This is a genomic window from Bacillus sp. Cr_A10, assembly GCF_029222665.1.
GTDB lineage: Bacteria > Bacillota > Bacilli > Bacillales_A > Planococcaceae > Psychrobacillus.
Window position 1 is genome coordinate 231,809 of sequence record NZ_JARHXR010000013.1, and the last position, 15,632, is coordinate 247,440.

At 37.7% G+C, this 15,632-nt stretch carries 17 protein-coding genes, 5 tRNA genes, 1 pseudogene and 2 riboswitches; of the genes and pseudogenes, 6 read left to right on the forward strand and 17 right to left on the reverse strand.

Annotation, left to right across the window (positions count from 1 at the left end; all coding sequences use genetic code 11):
• Positions 1 to 121 precede the first annotated feature (121 nt).
• From P2Q73_RS15225 to tlp, 5 genes are all read right to left on the reverse strand, one after another.
• Positions 122 to 829, reverse strand: a complete 708-nt coding sequence (locus P2Q73_RS15225; RefSeq protein WP_275788800.1) for an alpha/beta fold hydrolase — start codon at positions 827 to 829, stop codon at positions 122 to 124.
• A gap of 15 nt (positions 830 to 844) precedes the next feature.
• Entirely contained in the window at positions 845 to 1,444 is a 600-nt protein-coding gene (locus P2Q73_RS15230) for a histidine phosphatase family protein (RefSeq protein WP_275788802.1), read from the reverse strand.
• 174 nt (positions 1,445 to 1,618) lie between these two features.
• On the reverse strand, positions 1,619 to 2,398 hold the full coding sequence (locus P2Q73_RS15235) for a YqhG family protein (protein ID WP_275788804.1): 780 nt from the start codon (positions 2,396 to 2,398) through the stop codon (positions 1,619 to 1,621).
• A 35-nt stretch (positions 2,399 to 2,433) separates the two neighbouring features.
• Positions 2,434 to 3,966, reverse strand: coding sequence for a DEAD/DEAH box helicase (locus P2Q73_RS15240; protein ID WP_275788805.1), 1,533 nt, complete (start codon positions 3,964 to 3,966; stop codon positions 2,434 to 2,436).
• A 130-nt stretch (positions 3,967 to 4,096) separates the two neighbouring features.
• Complete coding sequence (gene tlp, locus P2Q73_RS15245; RefSeq protein ID WP_056828758.1) at positions 4,097 to 4,330, reverse strand: small acid-soluble spore protein Tlp; 234 nt, start codon at positions 4,328 to 4,330, stop codon at positions 4,097 to 4,099.
• 174 nt (positions 4,331 to 4,504) lie between these two features.
• Here tlp and P2Q73_RS15250 point away from each other — a divergent pair, with 174 nt between their 5' ends.
• Positions 4,505 to 5,158 (forward strand): hypothetical protein, encoded by a 654-nt coding sequence (locus P2Q73_RS15250; RefSeq protein ID WP_056828760.1) that lies wholly within the window; start codon positions 4,505 to 4,507, stop codon positions 5,156 to 5,158.
• 375 nt (positions 5,159 to 5,533) lie between these two features.
• Here P2Q73_RS15250 and P2Q73_RS15255 read toward each other — a convergent pair.
• Positions 5,534 to 5,657 (reverse strand): annotated as a pseudogene (locus P2Q73_RS15255) (transposase); the annotation flags it as partial.
• A gap of 116 nt (positions 5,658 to 5,773) precedes the next feature.
• Here P2Q73_RS15255 and P2Q73_RS15260 point away from each other — a divergent pair.
• The 5 genes from P2Q73_RS15260 (at position 5,774) to P2Q73_RS15280 (ending at position 6,693) form a co-directional block, all read left to right on the forward strand.
• Positions 5,774 to 5,866 (forward strand) — tRNA-Ser (locus P2Q73_RS15260).
• Positions 5,867 to 5,922: 56 nt separating this feature from the next.
• Positions 5,923 to 5,999 (forward strand) — tRNA-Met (locus P2Q73_RS15265).
• Between the two features lie 3 nt (positions 6,000 to 6,002).
• Positions 6,003 to 6,078, forward strand: a tRNA-Asp gene (locus P2Q73_RS15270).
• A gap of 458 nt (positions 6,079 to 6,536) precedes the next feature.
• A tRNA-Phe gene (locus P2Q73_RS15275) sits at positions 6,537 to 6,612 on the forward strand.
• Between the two features lie 7 nt (positions 6,613 to 6,619).
• Positions 6,620 to 6,693 (forward strand) — tRNA-Gly (locus tag P2Q73_RS15280).
• A gap of 248 nt (positions 6,694 to 6,941) precedes the next feature.
• On the opposite strand, the gene P2Q73_RS15285 is transcribed toward P2Q73_RS15280, so the two are convergent.
• From P2Q73_RS15285 to P2Q73_RS15335, 11 genes are all read right to left on the reverse strand, one after another.
• A complete protein-coding gene (locus P2Q73_RS15285) occupies positions 6,942 to 7,481 on the reverse strand; it encodes a VUT family protein (protein WP_275788808.1) in 540 nt (179 codons plus the stop codon).
• A gap of 46 nt (positions 7,482 to 7,527) precedes the next feature.
• Positions 7,528 to 8,256, reverse strand: coding sequence for a 7-carboxy-7-deazaguanine synthase QueE (gene queE / locus P2Q73_RS15290; protein WP_275788810.1), 729 nt, complete (start codon positions 8,254 to 8,256; stop codon positions 7,528 to 7,530).
• Positions 8,249 to 8,722 (reverse strand): 6-carboxytetrahydropterin synthase QueD, encoded by a 474-nt coding sequence (queD, locus tag P2Q73_RS15295; RefSeq protein WP_056828768.1) that lies wholly within the window; start codon positions 8,720 to 8,722, stop codon positions 8,249 to 8,251. The genes queE and queD overlap by 8 nt, the downstream gene beginning before the upstream one ends.
• A gap of 3 nt (positions 8,723 to 8,725) precedes the next feature.
• Entirely contained in the window at positions 8,726 to 9,385 is a 660-nt protein-coding gene (gene queC, locus P2Q73_RS15300; protein ID WP_275788813.1) for a 7-cyano-7-deazaguanine synthase QueC, read from the reverse strand.
• 54 nt (positions 9,386 to 9,439) lie between these two features.
• A riboswitch (PreQ1 riboswitch) is annotated at positions 9,440 to 9,483 on the reverse strand.
• A gap of 27 nt (positions 9,484 to 9,510) precedes the next feature.
• Positions 9,511 to 10,011, reverse strand: a complete 501-nt coding sequence (gene queF / locus P2Q73_RS15305) for a preQ(1) synthase (protein WP_056828772.1) — start codon at positions 10,009 to 10,011, stop codon at positions 9,511 to 9,513.
• Positions 10,012 to 10,125: 114 nt separating this feature from the next.
• Positions 10,126 to 10,172: riboswitch (PreQ1 riboswitch) on the reverse strand.
• Between the two features lie 596 nt (positions 10,173 to 10,768).
• The gene (locus tag P2Q73_RS15310; protein ID WP_275788815.1) at positions 10,769 to 11,257 is read right to left on the reverse strand and encodes an ureidoglycolate lyase; all 489 of its coding nucleotides are present in this window, start codon (positions 11,255 to 11,257) and stop codon (positions 10,769 to 10,771) included.
• 30 nt (positions 11,258 to 11,287) lie between these two features.
• The gene (locus P2Q73_RS15315) at positions 11,288 to 12,250 is read right to left on the reverse strand and encodes a carbohydrate kinase family protein (RefSeq protein WP_275788818.1); all 963 of its coding nucleotides are present in this window, start codon (positions 12,248 to 12,250) and stop codon (positions 11,288 to 11,290) included.
• Positions 12,251 to 12,281: 31 nt separating this feature from the next.
• Positions 12,282 to 13,025 (reverse strand): BtpA/SgcQ family protein, encoded by a 744-nt coding sequence (locus P2Q73_RS15320; RefSeq protein ID WP_275788821.1) that lies wholly within the window; start codon positions 13,023 to 13,025, stop codon positions 12,282 to 12,284.
• Positions 13,026 to 13,065: 40 nt separating this feature from the next.
• Positions 13,066 to 13,869, reverse strand: a complete 804-nt coding sequence (locus P2Q73_RS15325; protein WP_275788823.1) for an energy-coupling factor ABC transporter ATP-binding protein — start codon at positions 13,867 to 13,869, stop codon at positions 13,066 to 13,068.
• Positions 13,870 to 14,718, reverse strand: coding sequence for an energy-coupling factor ABC transporter ATP-binding protein (locus tag P2Q73_RS15330; protein ID WP_275788825.1), 849 nt, complete (start codon positions 14,716 to 14,718; stop codon positions 13,870 to 13,872).
• Complete coding sequence (locus tag P2Q73_RS15335; protein WP_275788828.1) at positions 14,715 to 15,500, reverse strand: energy-coupling factor transporter transmembrane component T; 786 nt, start codon at positions 15,498 to 15,500, stop codon at positions 14,715 to 14,717. The genes P2Q73_RS15330 and P2Q73_RS15335 overlap by 4 nt, the downstream gene beginning before the upstream one ends.
• Positions 15,501 to 15,632: the final 132 nt, after the last annotated feature.

Here is a 15,632-nt window from a genome sequence, read left to right on the forward strand (position 1 = left end):
AAAAACCTGGAGCGCTAATTGCTGCTCCAGGTTTTTTATTATTTTCGAGACTGTTATTGCTTTTGTATAGATGGAATAGTATCCGTTGGAGGAGCTACTATTATCTACAGTCTCCTAATAGTTATGTTTGTTTTATAAATTCTTCTACTATACTAGTGTATATTTCTGGTTGTTCTGTTTGCACCAAATGGCCCGCAAAGGGAACGATTGCCACATGTACATTTTTATTAGCTTTTGGATATATTGTTGCACCAACCGTTTCGTGTGGGTTTCTTTCTCCAACGATGAATAGGACCGGAAAATCAAATTCGTGCATTGATTTAACATCATCGAATGGATACCAACCTTCATTTCTCCCCTTTAAAATGAATTGTTTCCAGTCGGAAGAATGTAATTGGTTAAAATAATTATTTGCTTCTTCGCTCTTCATTACATTCTTTTGAGAATCCACATCTTCTTTATGAAGCTCTATCCAATTATCCGGTTTCACTGGAGTAATTCCCGAAACAGTTAATGTGTAAAGTCTCTCAGGATATAGCTGAGCAAACTTAATAGCAACTAAAGCCCCCAATGAACATCCTACTAAATGGATAGCTTTTAGTTTATAATGTTCAATCGTTTCGAATAGATCTCTCGCAGAATCCTCGAAAAAATTTTGTATATCATTCGAAATAGATTGCCCGTGTCCTCTTAAATCCGGTGATAAAACTTGAAAATCTTTACTGAAATACTCTCTTTGAGACTCAAAGTCTGTCAATCCTGTCTGTAGACCAGTATGTAAAAACACGATTGGTTCCCCATTACCTCTAGTATGTGTATGTAGTATCACTTTCCCACCCCTAATTTAACTTAAGTGCGCCTGATTATTTAAAAATCTAATAACTCTCACATTCTCTTTAATCTCCAATAAATGTATACCCGTATCTCCAGTAGCATATACAAAATTACTGGTATTTGACTGCTGAAGAAATGCTTTAAGAAATTGGGAGATTAGTCCACCATGAGAGACAATCGCCACCCGCTTGTACTCTTGGTATTCATTTGTTATTTTATGAAATATCCTTTCTGCTCGAAAACGAAATTCCAACTCTGATTCTCCATTCTCAATCGGAATATGAGCAGGTCTTCCATTGGGAGGTAAGGGATATTTAATAGCAGCCACTTCTCTTGAAAGTCCAGCAAGTACACCATTATTAAATTCCATTAAGTCTTTATCCTCGATTAATACACATCCTACTTCTTCTTGAAGTGTTAAGGCTGTGCTTTTCGCTCTTTTTAATGGGCTTGATAAGATAATGTCTGGAGGAAAGTGTGTTGCTACAAAAGCGGCCATTTTCTTTGCTTGTTTCTCTCCTAGCTCGGTTAAAGAAAAATCCGCTCTTCCCTCATGCACACCTAACAAGTCTGCTTCTGATTGGCCGTGCCTTATTATTAGTAATTCCAAGTATTCCACTCCTGAGTAAGTGCCAACTTCACTAGCGACTCTTCTAAATAATATATAATAAAATTATACGCTAGCCCTAATTTAATTCCAATACTTGTTAAAAAATTATCTAGTTTCCCATATAAATGACCGTTTGATATGATTATCAAACGGTCTTAATATGTTGTATGAAATTTATTTAACGTAAAATAATCCGCCATTAATAATTTCTATTTTTATCCTAGGCTCGTATTGTTCTTGTAGTGCTTTTTTCTCCATCTCATAACATTCTGGTTTAACGTTAACCCCTTCATAGAAATATTCTAGTACTTCCAAGTCCTTTTGCCATCTTTGTTTCGCTTCTTCCGCCCAAGTGTGATCATCTTTTTGTATAAGATGGTCAATAATCTCTTCTAATCGTTCAAGTGCACGGAGTGGTTTGATAATATAAGGTAGGTTAAATGTATTTTGAGACGAAGTTGTTTCTAATTCAAGTCCTGTTAGCGATTCCTGAAAATGATCGATAATACTACCTGTCATCAAGTTTATGCCTAAAGAATGAAGCATTTCCTTCGTTTGATCACAGTAATACGATATTTTATAATTCACTCCTAACCAAGGAGTTAATATCGTTCTTGCCTCTGTGTTATCAATTTTCTCATACATATGCACAAATGAACCCATCCGTCTGGTCGTTTGAAAAATTTGATTTAGTCGGGGGGAACCAAAGTGGACAACCTCCCCTTTAATCTTTTCAACAAGCTTATTTTGATCTGTAATTAAGGTTAGTTGAGCTGGACATGGCACCCCGTTTGTACTTTCTAGGTATTGCCAATAATAGGGGCGATTCATAATTTTTTTATCCATATCAACCGTTAATTGGACCGTCATGTAATAATCATGGTTTTGGACGATTTGACAGTTATTTTCCATAAAGAATTTCTGTAAATAACGGTGAACTTCTTTTGGGTACATACACATCCTCCCCTCCTTCCTTATCAAGAATCAGCTTATATAGTTTTTTTAAAAGTTGATAAAATGTCATCTAACTCACCAACGGCTTTTTCAAATACATCAATTTTTACATACAACAAATCTAATATATTCTTCTCAATCGTGTTATCGATGGCTAAGTTATATATATGGACGTCGTGTTCCTGCCCTAAACGATGGACACGCCCAATTCGCTGCTCTAACTTCATCGGGTTCCAGGGAAGATCATAATTGATGACATGGTGACAGAACTGTAGGTTAATACCTTCTCCTCCAGATTCCGTCGCAATCAATACTTGTGCTTTTTCTTTAAATAAATGCTTCATCCAATCTCGCTTCGATTTGTTAAACTTTCCGTTAAAGGGAACGCTTGTAATGCCTTTAGATTGTAAGTACCATTGTAGATAAACCTGGCTCGCTCTATATTCTGTAAAGACGATGACCTTATCATTTGCCTTTGAAATGATTTCATACACCTTTTCTGCTTTCGAATTTATTTCCAATGCACTAAGTTTTTGAATGATTTCTTCTATATAACTAATCTCTTCTGGTTCCGTACATTTTTGAAGCATTTTATTTAACGTCAAATAGGTTGCTTCCTTACTGCTACACATTTCCTTTTGCAGCGTGATCATAGAAAAAGCACCTGAAAAAATTGGCGAAATATTTTTAAGCTCTAAAATCATGTCGTACACTTCTTTTTCCTCTTTGGAAAACTGAATAGGAATAATTTCAACTTTTCGATTTGTCCATTCAATTCCCGTATCATGTCTTCTATTTCGCACCATAACTTGATTGACCAATTCTCTTAAATATTCATCGTGCTCTAAGTTATGTTTGCTCGCAGAGAACTCCGATTGAAAGGTCTCATAATTACCAAGATGTCCTGGTTTCAGTAAAGAAATAAGATAAAAAAGTTCAAAGATATCATTTTGAATTGGTGTAGCAGTTAACAATAAGCAGAATTTTTTCTTTAAACCTTGGACAAATTCGTAAATTTTTGTTTTATGGTTTTTTAATTTGTGCGCCTCATCAATAATAATCATGTCATAATCCTGCTCATAGATAAGTTCTTTATGTGGGCTTTTCTTGGCGGTATCCATACTCATTACCACTACTTCATAATGATCTAATGAATAATTTTTTTTATAAGCAATAGCGGGGATGTAAAATTTATAATTTAACTCTTCAATCCATTGATTAATAAGTGACGCTGGAGCTAAGATCAACGCTTTTTTTACAAGTCCCCGTATAAGATACTCTTTTAATATCAAACCCGCTTCAATGGTTTTACCAAGTCCCACCTCGTCTGCAAGAATCGCTTTTCCATTCATCCTTTCGATGACCGTTTCCGCAACATCTAATTGATGATTAAGGGGTGTTAAATTAGGTAAGTACTTAGGAGATTGAAGACCTAAAAAATCTGTAATCAGATTAGCCTTCATCACTTCGTAACTCATATTGTATAATGTCCAATTATCCCAAGCTTCACGATTTTCCAATCTATCTATAAAGCCTTCTTTCCACTCAGACGACCTTTCTATTATCATGAATATCACCTCATGTAACTTTCTTCTTTCTGTTAGATTGTCCAAAAAAGAAGTACCTATGTTTTTTAAAGTGAAATAACTTCGAGAATTAAAAAAGATGGAGAATTTCTCCCCATCTTTTTACCTAATATTATGAATAACCGTTTTTTCGTGCTTGAGCTTCATCTAAAATTTCTTTTCGAAAACCTTCAAGACTCTCTTCACGTCGTGCATTCTTCTGTTTAATTGCCTCTCGTTCATTGCCATCAAGATATGGCATTAATTCTTCAGCTGCTTCCATATTATCTTTTGTATTTTTCACCATATCTTGAAGCTTTTCTACATTATCTGAACGATCATCTGGCTTTGGAATGTTTTTACTCATTTTAGTTCCTCCTTCTTTTTAATAAGGTCATACAAAAATTATCGTCCCCAATCCTACTAAAACTATTCAGTAACATAATTAATACAAAAAATTGGTTATAAATAAAATGAATTAAATTAACAATTTGGGAGAAGATAGAAGAGGAAAAATACTAGAAAAAGAGGCGAAGACGACATGTCGATGGAATGGTTTAACAGAGTAACTAGTGAGCTTCAGGAACAATTGGAATCCATTTGTGAGGAATATGACAAAAATGGACATATGAGTGTAAATCAGGCTTCCAAACATCCACGAATTGAATTTTTTGTCGAAACAGATAAGGATGAAAGAGAATATTTCTATACTCTGCTTTTCGACCCTCATAATGAAGAATTTTACGAAGAAAGTTTTGATACAACAATCCAACAACCAACAAGAATTATTTTAGATGACATTACGGATATAATTGAAGCCGTTCATGAAAGCTTTCATGAATTTATAGACGATGATGACTACGACGATGACGATGAGGATTTTGATTTGGAAGAGGAATACGAAGTGCTAGATGGTGAAATTACTCTTGAAGAAATTGACGTTGAATGGGAAACTCCAGAAGTTACTGCTTTCCAAATTGAGGATAAGATTGAAGTTACTTATCAATTTGGTATAGACAGCGCTAACGGTGATGGTGTTTTGCGAAGAGTTAACCGAATCTGGACAGAAGACTCTGAGTTCTTTGAAGACGAAAGTAACTTTACATTTAAAAAAGAAGAGGGCAGCACGATTATTGCTATGATTGCCAGCCACTTGGATAAAATGGTTGGATATGAAGAAATTATTAACGAATAAACTTAAGGGCATCTCTTTATAGAGATGCCTCAGACTGTAGACAAACTCAAAGAAATTTGAAACTGTCTACAGTTTTTTTATTTACAATACATAGTAAGAAATCGTCGATTTCCGTTTCAGGCGCTACGCTTTCCACGGGCACGGCCTCAGCCTTCTCCCTTGCTCCTGCGCAAAGCTCGTCGCAAAAAACAATGCTCCTGCGCAAAGCTCGTCGCAAAAAACAATGCTCCTGCGCAAGCTCGTCGCAAAAATTAATTTCGCTACGCTCAGTCCGGGTGCTTCGGCTCGTGCTGTTCCCGTAGGAGTCTTCGCGCCTTCCACTCCAATCGACTAGTGTTGGCTAATTTAAAAATTGTTGAGTTTCTAAATCTTCTAAGAGGTAAATTGCGGTATTTCAGTATGAAAACCAAATCCTAAAAACCAGCGATACGCCATATTCGTTTCGATTCTCTTTTATTGTTTGGCGCATCGAATGGATGCCAAATGTATATGGAATAAAGCAATTGGTTTTCTCTTTTGTATTTATTTTAAAAAAACATTGCTTTTATTAGGAAAAATAAATTATAATATAATATGTCGCTAATAATTGATAGTAATACTTACCGACATTAATACGGAGGAATACCCAAGTCTGGCTGAAGGGATCGGTCTTGAAAACCGACAGGCGGGTCAAACCGCGCGGGGGTTCGAATCCCTCTTCCTCCTCCATTTTTAACTTATTATTAGTATTTGTGGTATACTATAATAAGTAAGCATATTATTGTCGCGGGGTGGAGCAGTTCGGTAGCTCGTCGGGCTCATAACCCGAAGGTCACAGGTTCAAATCCTGTCCCCGCAACCAAATGGTCCCGTGGTGTAGCGGTTAACATGCCTGCCTGTCACGCAGGAGATCGCCGGTTCGATCCCGGTCGGGACCGCCATTTAATTTATTATAAGATTCATAGAAGCAAACAGAGATATCTGTAGCTTTGTACATATTAAATTGAAGCTTAGTACAAACTTAATAGAGATTTAGGATAAGCAAGCAAATCGAGGAAGCAATCGAACGAAAGAAGGAGCATACTAAAGTATGTGACTGAATGAGTGAGTGAAGCTGACAAAGAGTTGCGCAGCTTAGCGTAAATCGATTAGAGATTTGGAATAAGCAAGTAGCTCGAGGAAGCAATTGAGTGAAGAAAGGCGCGTACCAAAGTACGTAACTGACTGAACGAATGAAGCTGACGAAGAGTTGCGCAGCTTAGCGTAAATCGATTAGAGATTTGGAATAAGCAAGTAGCTCGAGGAAGCAATTGAGTGAAGAAAGGCGCGTACTAAAGTACGTAACTGACTGAACGAATGAAGCTGACGAAGAGATACGTAGCTTAGTGCAAATCGAAGAGGCTCAGTAGCTCAGTCGGTAGAGCAAAGGACTGAAAATCCTTGTGTCGGCGGTTCGATTCCGTCCTGAGCCACCATAATTACGCGGGTGTAGTTTAGTGGTAAAACCTCAGCCTTCCAAGCTGATGATGAGAGTTCGATTCTCTTCACCCGCTCCAATATTATTATCTTTGAAAATAGTGAATAAAAAATACATATAATAACCCATCCGAGAATTAATCAAGGATGGGTTATTTTTTATAGTTATAAAATAGTCCTTCTAATGGGAGGGCACACACTCTCCAAGTTATCTCTTAGCGAGTATGTGCCCCGTTGATTCCCGTTCAAGGCGGACGCTTTCCGCCGGTATGAAACGAAAATCAACTATTGTATACTCCCTTCTAATGGAGGACTTTATTTAAAATAATTATTTTGAAGGGATACTTTTTTCCTTGCTTACATAAACTTGATTCAAGATTAGTGCACCTAACATTTGAATAATAGTTTTCACGATAATTTGACCCAAAATAGCGGCTGGTACGGCTTCCCAAGGAAGTATATTAGCCCCTAGTGGACTCAACCCAATTATAACGAAAATGACAGAATCAAGAAATCCACCAACGATTCCGCTATAGAACACACGCCAAGCCATTGGTAGTTTCAACCGAGAGTAAATCTCTGTATCAGCTGTTTCAGCGACAACAAATGAAAGTGCCGATGCTACCACAATCAATAGTGTATCACCAAGTATGAATGAAACTATTGCGGATAATGCTAAAGCTATAAAAATAAATAAATACGTCTTTGCTCTACCATATTTATTTTGCACAAGATCTCGGAAAATGAAGGTTGCTCCAATTAATAGAGTTCCCATAGGAACGATAAACATCCCAAATTGTAATGGTGCAAAAGCTGCCGTTACCACGTTAGCTGTGACAATAGATAATAAATAGAATAATATTCTCATGATGTTACTCCTCAAGTTAGTTTTAATACAGTTTTTTTGCCGCCCACTATACCCCTCTTTTATTTCCCCATACAAGAGCATGTAACTGTGGCAGAACTTTGACGTCTTTTAATTCCGCATCTGCTATCACCCTATCAATCAGCGCTTGGTACTTCTCTAATAAATGGCTGATTAGTCGAGGGTTATCAGTCGTTGTGATATCGTCATTTCCTACTTGTAGGTAAAAAGGAATCGTCGGGTATCGACGGTGAACTTGCTTGGCATATTCATAATCCTCTTGATTGAAAACGACTATTTTAAGCGATATATGCTGCTCGCTATTTCGAATTTTAAGTTTTCCAATGATATCCGAGAGCACCGAAAAGTCCGTAGTCATTCCAGAGCTTGGCGGTTTTGGTGAAATCGTCAGTTCATCGATTTCGTATAACCATTCCTGCCATCTGCTTCCCTGTGTCTCTACTCCAATTTTTAAGTCGTTTTCTTTTAATAGAGCAATGAGTGCATCCAAGTTACGAAGGAGTGCTGGGTTTCCTCCCGAAATCGTGACAAATGAAAAACCACTACCCCCAAGACGTTTCAATTCTGACCAAATCTCATCTGCTGTCATTTGGACAATAAGATGTTTGCCGCTTCCATCCCACGTAAAAGATGAATCACACCAGGAACAGGAATAGTCACATCCGGCAGTCCGTACAAACATGGTCTTCTGTCCCACTACCATTCCTTCACCTTGAATAGTTGGTCCAAAAATCTCCATAACAGGTACCTTACTCAACTTCCATCCACTCCCGTCTCACTTCAGCATAGCTTGTCGGAGTTTCATACAATCTGATAAATTCTACACGCGCACCATTGTATCGCTCTACATCAAACAGTGCTTCAGCCAGCTTTTCGTAAATCCAAACAACGATGTTCTCTGCTGTCGTATTCATCGATGGAAGAGTCTCATTTAAATAACGATGATCCAAATCAATCTCTATTTTTTGCTTCCATATTTCTTTTATATCGCCAAAATCAATCATCAAGCCGCGATCATCCGTGTATCCACTTACCCCTAAAACAGCTCGATATGTATGGCCATGTAGATTTTTACATTTCCCCTCATAGTTATGTAAATGATGGGCAGCATCGAAGGTAAATTCTTTACTTACGAGAACACGCTTTGAATGATACTTTAATTGGCTCATTTGGATATCTTCATTTATTTTTTGGAGCCTATCGACAATTCTAAAATTAGACATGCCTTAGGACTCCTTTTTTAAGCTTAAATACTCATCAAGCCCTTTTTTTCGCAGCTTACACGCCGGGCATTCACCACAGCCATCTGCTTTTATACCGTTATAGCATGTTAGCGTTCTTTCCCTAACAAACTCAAGTGCCCCCAGCTGATCCGCAAGCTCCCATGTCTGTGCCTTGTTCAACCACATCAAAGGTGTATCAATTACAAAAGAAGCATCCATCGATAAATTCAACGATACGTTCAAGGATTTAATAAAAATATCTCGGCAATCAGGATATCCGCTAAAATCTGTTTCACAAACCCCAGTCACGATATGCTTCGCTCCTACTTGGCTTGCTAATACTCCGGCAAATGAAAGGAAGAGTAGATTTCGACCGGGCACAAAAGTGGATGGCAGCTCCCCTTTATCTCCGTCTTCTACCTTAATGTCATCTCGGGTCAAAGCATTTGGAGCAAGCTGATTTAAGAGCGACATATCAAGAATGTGGTGCTTGATACCAAGATCCTTTGCTATCTCCTTTGCACATTCTATTTCCAAACTATGCCTCTGCCCATAATCAAAAGTCACTGCTTCAATGTCTTTAAAACGTTCTTTTGCCCAGAACAGACAAGTGGTACTGTCCTGACCTCCGCTAAACACAATGATTGCTTTTTCCTGCTTCATCTTCTGTAAAACTCCCTTTTAACGAAAAAACAGCACCCTAAAAAGAATGCTGTTTTCTTCTTAGTTTTTTAAAGAGGGTAGCTAAAAACCTCTTCCTTCATATGGAGGACTATACAATTCCTCGTTTATCGATTATCTATTTTTTCTGGATAGAGATCATGGTTCATCAAACGATAATTTGCCATCTCTTCGTATTTGGTACCCGGTTTCCCATAGTTGCACCATGGATCAATCGAGATTCCCCCACGAGGTGTGAATTTTCCCCAAACTTCAATATACCTAGGATCAAGTAATTTAATTAAATCGTTCATGATGATGTTGACGCAATCTTCATGGAAATCACCATGGTTTCTAAAACTAAATAAGTATAATTTTAGCGACTTACTTTCCACAATCTTTTTATCCGGTACGTATGAAATATACATTGTCGCAAAATCCGGTTGCTGTGTAATTGGACATAAACTAGTGAACTCTGGACAATTAAATTTTACGAAATAATCCCTATTTGAATGTAAACTATCTACCGACTCCAGTACCTCTGGTGCATATTCAAATGAATATTGTGTGCCTTGATTACCTAACAATGTTAAATCTTTTAAACCTTCTTCTTGGCTTCTGCCAGACATAATAAAAACCTCCTAATACAACTTTTTATAGAGGATCTCTAACATTCTATTGCAAACATATAGGATAAAAAAACAAAAAAGCCATGCCCAAATATGGACATGGCGAAAAGTCATGTATCCATAGTTTTTTATAGAGGGTATCAGCTATGAACCTCTCCCGATTAAGTTCGGGTACCTATCTATAATATAGAATGCTTTCGTAATCGTCAAATAGATATTTCTCTTCTGTTCCACCCAAGCTATGGTTAGCAGAATAGCTTTAGAACAATTAATACCCCATTCACTTAATCATTCTCCTTATATTAAGATGATTTTAAAAATGATATAGTTTTATGATGTCATTTAAAAATTTGACAAGGAGGGGATCAATTTAGGATTTAATACTTACGATACAGCTCTACATTAAGTATCTACGCATTAGATACGGCGAAGAATAAGAGTGCCATAACAAAGGGAACAGTAAAATAATAAAAAATGTAATACCAACTTCTGAATTAGGTGGCCACTTTGCGACAAACGTGCGAATTTGCCCAGATCCAGACAAAATTGAATTTTATTCTCCCAATAAATAGGATGAAGGGTATCTCTTAGCTTAGAGATACCCTTCATCCGTTCTTACGCCTTTCCAATTGTAACAGTGCAACTTGATTCATTGTATTTACCATACTCAGCGTCATAAATAATTTGTGAAAACACCCTTGTATCAGACGCTATTCAGAAAAGTATCCGAATTGTGTGTAACACAGGGAACAACATTTTAGTGTGCAGCAACCCGAATTTCAACAGGTCCATCTGCTATTTCTATCCACTCAGTTGGGGTGTCAAGGACTTGGGCGAACCAATAATAAGGTACCACACCATCAATCCCATGACAGGCATCATGCCAAATCCCTTCTTTCAACACAATAACTTCCCCTGGATGAATGATGATTGCTTTGATGTCTTCCGCTCTAGGTTGCTTCCGATTTCCACTATTTGCAAGCGCCAACACAATGGGATCTGCCATGCAAAAAAGAGCTTCTTCTGTATGCAAATGTCTTTCCATTTTATATGTTTTACTTGGCAAAGGTGATCCAATAGTTAATCCTAAATGCCCTTCTGAATGTATAAGGGGTGTATTCGTCATACTATCCTTCCATCCATCGCCTTCTGAACGTGCAACATTATGAGGTTGATTACTCATATTGTAGTACTTTCCATATTCCGAGAAATCAATTGATGAAACAGGTTGTGCAATGATTTTCATACGTTACCCTCTCCCTAATATGTATGTCATTTAGACTAAGAAACAGTCGAATGCATTATCTAGGAGGAGATTCCGCTCTTTTATAAAGTCAATAATTTCCTCGTTTGAAGCCACTCCACCACGAGGACCCATAACAGTTACTGCTCGGGCAGCTGCTGCGTTTGCAAAACGGGCCACAAGTGTTAAATCATCACTTTTATTTAGCGCATGAATAAACGAACTGCAAAATGTATCGCCCGCTCCAGTTACATCGACAACTTGAACTGGGATTCCTGGAACATGAATCTGCTCTTCCTTTGTATATACAGCACACCCGTCTTCTGCATGTGTAACGACTACAATTTCTGTTCCAAATTCAAGTAATTGAGCGATAGCTTGTTCATTTGTGTTCTCTTTTCGATAGGTATCAAAACCAATCTTGTTGAAAAATACAATGTCCATCTCTTCCATAAATAATTCGTCACCCGCTTCTAAATGAGCAACATCCAGATCATATACCATTTTCGCACCACTTGCTCTGACTTTCCTAATAATATCGATTGCATGCATATCTCCACATCGTAAAGGTCTGATTTCTGAAATACATGTATATACGTATTTTGCCTTGCACATTGCATCGATAATTTCATGAGTTATTTCAAAATGAGTAATACCCAATGTAGGGATAAATAATGTATGGTCATCTTCTGCTAATATAATCATATTCTTCGCATCTGGCAGCGTATCATCATAGAGAATATACCGCGTGTCTATTCCTCTATCCTCTAAATCTTTACATAGAATTTGTGTGATGTTTCCGCTATTAAGCAAAGCAAGGTAGTAAATATTTTCATTATAAGCCGCATAGACACTTGCTGCATTCGCTATCATTCCACCAACGTAAGCGTCTAACGTTTCAACAAGGACTTTTTCACGAATCCCCGGCCAATACGGAGCCCTATAATATTCGTCTAGCGCAATGTCTCCAACAAAAAAAGAATAATCGCTCTTCATATGTAACCCCTCCACTACCGATAGGAAAACTCTATCGTACGTTATTTACTTGCATCATAAAATGACGCACGTTTTCAACACTAACATTTCCATCATCTTTAAATGTGTCCTTCAAATAACTTCCTACAATTGCAGCATCAGCTACGTTAAGTTGCTCTTTAAAGTTATCTACAGTAATACCCGCACCGACAACTAGCGGGAAGTCATTTCCCATAATCCTTCTGAACTCATTGATTTTAGTAATATCTGTTTCTAAACCTGTCCCCTCGCCTGTCACAACGATTGCGTCGCATCTAGTCATCCCAATTGTTAAATCCTCTTCTAACGTTCTACCTGACAAATAAGGTTGATATTTAAATCGAACGCCACCAAGTACAAAGGCATTTGTTTGTTTGCGTGCATTCGTAATCCATTCATCAAACTCTAGATCTTCATCTAGGTTCAGATGTCCTGCCACCGAATCCAATTGAATGAATTTCACATCGTATTTAACGGCCAGTTCAAATGCTTTCTTATCATCATCGAGAACATTGACACCATAAATGATGTTTTTTCGTTCGGTATAGAGGTAGTTCAACACTTCTTCCACAACTTCAGGGGTACCGAAATAATTTTCAATGATTACAGCGTCAATGCCATTGTCAATCAATTGATTGATTTCCAATTTAGCAATTTCTACCTTCTCTTCATTGCTTTCACCTTTCAAATGAATCATTGCCAATATAGGGTTTTTTACATGAAACAAGCTTAGAAAATCCTTTTTTTGGATACGCAATCCCTTCACCTCATACCAATTTTTTATATTTGTCTATTCATTACTTCTTGTTTAGTAGTTCCACTAGTTCATGTCGGTAGATGATATTCCCTTCCATACCGAGTTCCTCAGAAATCTCTCCAATTTGAGGTTTTTTAAGCCTAGCCTCCGTTAAGATTTCTGTAGACCAAAATGTATTCCGTGCCGAATCATCTGCAATAATCCTTTTATTTGCCATGGTTATCACACGTCTAAAATTATCTGCTACAAACTCCATATCATGGGTTATTGTAATTACACATTTCCCCTCTTCCTGTAATCTATCTAACAGGTTTGTGAGTGTTTGAATTCCATGTAAATCTTGTCCTGCAGTGGGTTCATCAAGGATAATATATGGGGTTTCTAGAGCCAATACCATAGCGATAGTTATAAACTTCCTGATTGAGTAGGACACATCGAATGGATTCATGTCTAAATAACCCTCGATCCCAGTCAGTTCTACTGCCCGACTGACACGTCGCTTGATTTCTTGTGAATCTAGTTTTAAATAATGAAGCATGTATTCGATTTCTTTTTGGACATTACTATTAAAAATCTGATCATCCGGATTTTGAAAAACGTAGCCCACATAGGCTGAAACTTTGGCGGTAGTTTGCGTTTTGGTATTCACGCCATTAATGAGCACATCACCGCTCGTAGGTTTGTTTAACCCATTCATTAATTTCACTGCTGTCGTCTTTCCTGCTCCATTCTGTCCTACAATGGCTACTCTTTCCCCTTTTTGAATAATCAAATTCAGCTCTTCGTTAGCTACATGTCCATCAGGGTAAGCAAACGAAACATTCTTTAACTCAATTGCTTCCATTTATACACCCACCCTTTGTTTGATCTGATCTATTACCTGGGATTTCGTTATCACGATTGTATCGAAAGCTTTATTTGCCTTTTGCATATCGTAACTGAGCATAGCTGCTTGCGGAAGCATAACACCCATTTGAAGTAGATCCATATTGGAAAGCACGTCTCGCGTTGAACCGCTTAAGGTAATCCGACCATCTTTTAACACGATAACTTCATCCGAGTGCTCGGCTATTAAATCCACTTTATGTTCAACTAGAAAAATAGTTTTGCCTTGTTCCTTTAACAGATTGATAATCGAAAAAATCTCAGCAGTACTCTCCGGATCGAGCTGTGAAGTCGGTTCATCAATCACAAGGATATCGTTATTCATGGCAATAATAGATGCAAATGCAACGCGTTGTTTTTGACCACCCGAAAGATTATTCGGATTTTTCTTGATGAGCTGTTCCAGTTTTAAAAGCTTCACAACTTCGATGACTCGATCAATCAAAGCTTCTTTTTCAACACCCAGATTTTCAAGGCCAAGCGCAATTTCTTCAAAGACAGTTTCTTTAATTCCACTGATTTGTGTAAAAGGATTTTGAAAGATATACCCTATTTTGGTGGATAATAAATTACTATCCCAATTACGCACATCGTTCCCTTCAATCAGAACATCACCCGTAAGATTACCTTCGAAAAAATGAGGAATCATCCCTCTAAGTAAATTACAAAATGTTGTTTTTCCACTTCCGTTCGCGCCAATAATACCGTAGCATTTCCCTATTTCAAACGCGTAATTCAGCTCTTGGAGAGCGAATTCTTCCGTATAGGGATACTTATAGGATACATTTTTTAGTGAAATACAGTTCATCCAACAACCCTCCATACGATAAATCCTATAAAAGCAAGATTGAAGATAAGCAAAATCATCTTCTCAGACTGAGGAACCGACCTTAATTCACGTAAATGTGTATTTTTTACGGGTGCATAAAATGCTCTTGCATCCATCGCAATCGCCTTTTCTTCTGAGTTTGAAATAGCCCCTAAAAACAACGGTCCTAGTATCGGGAAAAAAGCTTTAATTCGATGAATGGCTTTTCCTTCCGTCTCGATTCCTCTCGCTTTCTGTGATTCCATAATTAGCTTCGACATGCTTCCAAGGTCAATAATAGACTGGAGCGAAGATAGAATAACGTAGGTAGCCGTAGGAGGGACACCTTTTTTTTCTAGGGCAAGCATTAAGTCTTTCGCTTGCGTAGCAACACTATAAAATACAAGCGCTCCACAAATTGCAACAACCAATGTAGCAAACTGCACCCCATGGTCCACGCCTTCTTGTGTAATTGTGAGAAAGCCTAATTTCATCAGTACGTCTTCTCCAGGTATGAACATCGCCCTCATGATGAAGAGTAACGAACCAATCAGAAGCCCAAGCCGAATATAGACTTTTGAGAACTCTTTGATACGACTAGACGCTGTTGCGAAAATAAAATAAAAGAGGATGACTGCCACACTGACTACCCAACTCTTAGCGACAATCGGGATGACCGCTAAAATGAGGATGATATTTAACTTACTAAGTGGATTAAAATCTAAAAACCAATTATTTTGTACTTGTGCCTTTCTAAACGAATAGATAAATTCATAATCCATGTACATGTCTCCTTTCCAAAGTGGTGGTTTTTTCGCTTCATACAAATTAAGTAACACGAAAAATAAATTTCCCCACATGCAGAAATACGCTACATGCGGGGGATAAGCGAATGACTATAAAGTTCTATTCAC